This is a genomic window from Actinomycetota bacterium (genome assembly GCA_036280995.1).
Lineage (GTDB): Bacteria > Actinomycetota > CALGFH01 > CALGFH01 > CALGFH01 > CALGFH01.
On record DASUPQ010000072.1, the window covers coordinates 1 to 3,764 of the forward strand.

At 76.2% G+C, this 3,764-nt stretch carries 6 protein-coding genes; all 6 read right to left on the minus strand.

Annotated features, from left to right (window positions below; translation table 11 throughout):
* Positions 1-124: 124 nt before the first annotated feature.
* A complete protein-coding gene (locus VF468_02030) occupies positions 125-781 on the minus strand; it encodes an HAD-IA family hydrolase (protein HEX5877097.1) in 657 nt (218 codons plus the stop codon).
* Entirely contained in the window at positions 778-1,161 is a 384-nt protein-coding gene (locus VF468_02035; GenBank protein HEX5877098.1) for a Rieske 2Fe-2S domain-containing protein, read from the minus strand. Before VF468_02035 ends, VF468_02030 begins: the two co-directional genes overlap by 4 nt.
* Positions 1,158-1,379 carry a tautomerase family protein gene (locus VF468_02040; protein HEX5877099.1) on the minus strand — a complete coding sequence of 74 codons (222 nt, stop codon included), beginning with the start codon at positions 1,377-1,379 and terminating at the stop codon, positions 1,158-1,160. Before VF468_02040 ends, VF468_02035 begins: the two co-directional genes overlap by 4 nt.
* A gap of 16 nt (positions 1,380-1,395) precedes the next feature.
* The gene (locus tag VF468_02045; protein HEX5877100.1) at positions 1,396-2,175 is read right to left on the minus strand and encodes a fumarylacetoacetate hydrolase family protein; all 780 of its coding nucleotides are present in this window, start codon (positions 2,173-2,175) and stop codon (positions 1,396-1,398) included.
* Positions 2,172-3,188 (minus strand): 4-hydroxy-2-oxovalerate aldolase, encoded by a 1,017-nt coding sequence (dmpG, locus tag VF468_02050; protein HEX5877101.1) that lies wholly within the window; start codon positions 3,186-3,188, stop codon positions 2,172-2,174. Before dmpG ends, VF468_02045 begins: the two co-directional genes overlap by 4 nt.
* A partial coding sequence (locus VF468_02055; GenBank protein ID HEX5877102.1) for a hypothetical protein occupies positions 3,185-3,764 on the minus strand: 580 nt, incomplete at its 5' end. The genes dmpG and VF468_02055, both read right to left, overlap by 4 nt.

Sequence of the window (3,764 nt, forward strand, 5' to 3'; positions counted from 1 at the left end):
GCCGACCCGCGGGCGACCCGCGCCCAGGCCGTCTCGGTGGCCGGGTTGACCGACTCGAAGGTGCGGCCGTCGGCCGCCGGCCGCTCCTCCCCGTCGATCACGTGCGGGATCTCGACCAGCGCGCTCATGGATTCCCTCCCACGGTGGCCAGCCCGAGGGCGTGGCGGACCGTCTCGTAGCTGGCGGCGGGCCGGGTGACGTCGAACCAGACGGCCCGCAGGCCGGCCGCCTCGGCCCCGGCGGCGTTGGCCGGCTGGTCGTCGACGAACACGGCCTGGTCGGCGGCGACCCCGAGCCGGTCGAGGACCAGCCGGTAGGCGGCCGGCTCGGGCTTGCGGGTCCCGAGGCGGGAGGCGTCGACCACGCAGCCGACCTCGGCCAGGATGCCCATGCGGTCGATCCAGGCCGGATCGTGGAAGTCGTACAGGTCGTTGGTGAGCACGGCCGTCTCCAGCCCGGCCGCCTGGGCGGCAGCGACCAGGTCGCGGGCCTCGGGCCGGACCAGCGCCTCCTCGGGGCCGTCGAACAGCCGGGCCATCATGGCCGGCACCCCTGGCTCGCCCGACACCGCCGCCACCTCGGCCGCCCGGGCCGCCCAGTAGGCCCGCTCGGTCAGCTCCCCCGCCTGCATGGCCCGCCAGCGCGGGTCGGCGGCCGGGTCGAACGGCCCCGGCCAGGCGAAGGTCCCCGGGGCCACCCGCAGCGACCGCTCCAGGGCGGCCACCCGCTCGAACGGGGTCAGCAGGACCGGCCCGCCGAAGTCGAGCACCACCGCCTTCATCCCCTGCTCCCCTCGCGGGCGTGCTCCAGGAGGATCTCGCGCCAGGAGCGGGGCGGGGCCGCCGGGGGGACGGTGACCCGGACCTCGCCGTCGACCACCCGGACCGGGTAGCGGGCCACGCGCAGCCCGGGCTGGCCGAGGCGGCGGCCGCTGCGGACGTCGTAGCGCCACCAGTGCATCGGGCAGACCAGCGTCTCGCCGTCGAGGTGGCCGCCGGCCAGCGACCCGCCCCGGTGCAGGCAGGTGTCGTCGAGGGCGAACAGCTCGCCGCCGGCGTTGCCGACGGCCACCCGGCGGCCGGCCGCCTCCAGCAGCCGCACCGTCCCGGCCGGGAGCTCCTCGACCCGGCCCGCGGCCACCTCGACCGGCGGGGCGGTCATGGCTCCCGCGCCTGGCCGGGGTCGACCGGGCCCCTGGCCACCGAGTAGGGCACGCCGCCGATGCCCCACAGGTCGGGGTCGACCTCGGAGACCAGCACCCGCACCCGGTCGATGGGGGTGTCGAGGGTGCGGGCGACGACCTCGGACACCTCCTCGACCAACCGCATCAGCACCGCCTTGTCGCGGCCGCGGACGAGGTCGATGCGGACGAACGGCATGGGTCCTCCTCGAAGGTCAGCGGACGGCCAGCTCCACGGTCCCGAGCCGGCCGAGTCGGGCCACGACCACGTCGCCGGGCGCCACCGGCACCGCCTCGGTGAGCCCGCCGGACAGCACGACGTCCCCGGCGTGAAGGCCGCGGCCCCGGCGGGCCAGGGCCCGGACCAGCCAGGCCACGGCGGCGGCGGGGTGGCCGAAGGCGGCCGCCCCGGCGGCGGTCGCCCGGACCCGCCCGCCCTGCTCCAGGACGCAGCCGACCAGGCGCAGGTCGATGCCGTCGACGGCCTGGCGGACCCCACCGAGGACCAGCCGGGCGGCCGAGGCGTTGTCGGCGACCACGTCGGGGAGGGTGAAGGCGTAGCCGGCGTAGCGCGAGTCGAGCACGTCGATGGCCGGGGCCACGGCGGCGGTGGCGGCCAGCACCTGGGCGGCCCCGACCCGTTCCCCGGCCAGGTCGGCCCCGAGGAGGAAGGCGATCTCGGGCTCGACCCGGGGCTGGATCAGCTGGCCGGTGTCGAGGGGCTCGCCCACGTCGAGCAGCATGGCGTCGGTCAGCTCGCCGTACAGCGGCTCGTCCACGCCCATCTGGGCCTGCTTGGCCCGGCTGGTCAGGCCGAGCTTGAAGCCGACCGGCCGCTCCCCCGCCGCGGCCAGCAGCCGCACCCCGGCCTCCTGGACGGCGTAGGCGAGCTCCAGGTCGAGCCCGGGGTGCTCGGCCGTCAGGCCGGCGCCGGCGCCGCGGTCCCGGCGCCGCCCGGCCAGCTCCCGGGCCAGCTCGTCCGGGCCCGCGTTCACGCCTTGGCCTCCTGCCGGGCCAGCTCCAGGGCGACGTCGAGGATCATGTCCTCCTGGCCGCCGACGACGCGGCGGCGGCCCAGCTCGAGCAGGATCTCGCCGACGTCGACCCCGTAGCGGGCCGCGGCCCGCTGGGCGTGGAGCAGGAACGAGCCGTACACCCCGGCGTAGCCGAGCAGCAGGCCGGCCCGGTCGATCACCCCCATCTCGGGCCGCAGGGGGCGGACCAGGTCCTCGGCCACGCCCATGGCCTCCAGCGGGTCGACCCCGGTGGCCAGGCCGAGCTTGTCGCAGGTGGCCACCAGCACCTCGGTCGGGCAGTTCCCGGCGCCCGCGCCCAGGCCGGCGCAGCAGCCGTCGAGCTGGTCGGCGCCGACGTCGAGGGCGGCCAGCGAGTTGGCCACGGCCAGGGACAGGTTGTTGTGGGCGTGGTGGCCGACCTGGCAGCCGAGCCCCTCGGCCAGCGTCCCCACCCGGGCGCGGGCGTCGTCGGTGGTCATGGCTCCGGCCGAGTCGACCACGTAGACGCAGTCGGCGCCGTAGGACTCCATCAGCCGGGCCTGGGCCAGCAGCTCGTCCGGTTCGGCCATGTGGGCCATCATCAGGAACCCGACCGCCTCCAGGCCGAGCCGCTTGGCCAGGCGGATGTGCTGGGAGGAGATGTCGGCCTCGGTGGTGTGGGTGGCGATCCGGGCCACCTGGACGCCCCGGTCGGCCATGTCGCGCAGGTCGTCGGCGACCCCGATCCCGGGCAGCAGCAGCACCGCGATCCGGGCCGTGGTGGCGGCGGCGACCGCCGCCGAGACCAGCTCGCGCTCGTCGGTGCCGGAGAAGCCGTAGTTGAACGACGAGCCGCCCAGCCCGTCGCCGTGGCTGACCTCGATCACCGGCACCCCGGCGGCGTCCAGGCCGCGGACGATCGAGCTGACCTGCTCGGCCGTGTAGCGGTGGGACAGGGCGTGGGAGCCGTCGCGCAGGGTCGAGTCGGTCAGCCGGAACGCCGTGCCGGTCACGCCGTCACCCCCCGCTGACCCACCCGAGCTTCCCTGGCCCCATCGGATGGTGACGAACCAGATTCCCTGCCGGCTGGGCCGTTGTCGGCGATGGCCTCGCCGACCCGGACGGCGGCGGCGGTCATGATGTCGAGGTTGCCGGCGTACGGGGGCAGGTAGTCGCCGGCCCCCTCGACCTCCAGCAGGGCCGCCACCCGGGCCGCGGCCGGCCCGCCCGGGGTGGCGAACGGCCCCTCCTCGAACACCGGCGGGGTCTTGAGCCGGTAGCCGGGCACATACCGGGCCACCCGCTCGACCATGTCCTCGACGGCGGCGCCCACCGCCGCCTCGTCGTAGCCGTCGGGCAGGGCGCAGAACACGGTGTTGCGCATCAGGATCGGCGGGTCGGCCGGGTTGAGGATGATGATCGCCTTGCCGCGCTCCGCGCCGCCGACGACCTCGAGCCCGCGCGCCGTGGTGCGGGTGAACTCGTCGATGTTGTTGCGCGTGCCCGGACCGGCCGACTTCGAGGACACCGACGACACGATCTCGGCGTACTTGACCGGCACGACGGAGCTGATCGCGTGCACGATCGGG

Excerpts from the sequence above, each read along its gene's own strand:
- VF468_02030 (HEX5877097.1), bottom strand. The coding sequence starts at position 781 with ATGAAGGCGGTGGTGCTCGACTTCGGCGGGCCGGTCCTGCTGACCCCG.
- VF468_02035 (HEX5877098.1), bottom strand. The coding sequence starts at position 1,161 with ATGACCGCCCCGCCGGTCGAGGTGGCCGCGGGCCGGGTCGAGGAGCTC.
- VF468_02040 (HEX5877099.1), bottom strand. The coding sequence starts at position 1,379 with ATGCCGTTCGTCCGCATCGACCTCGTCCGCGGCCGCGACAAGGCGGTG.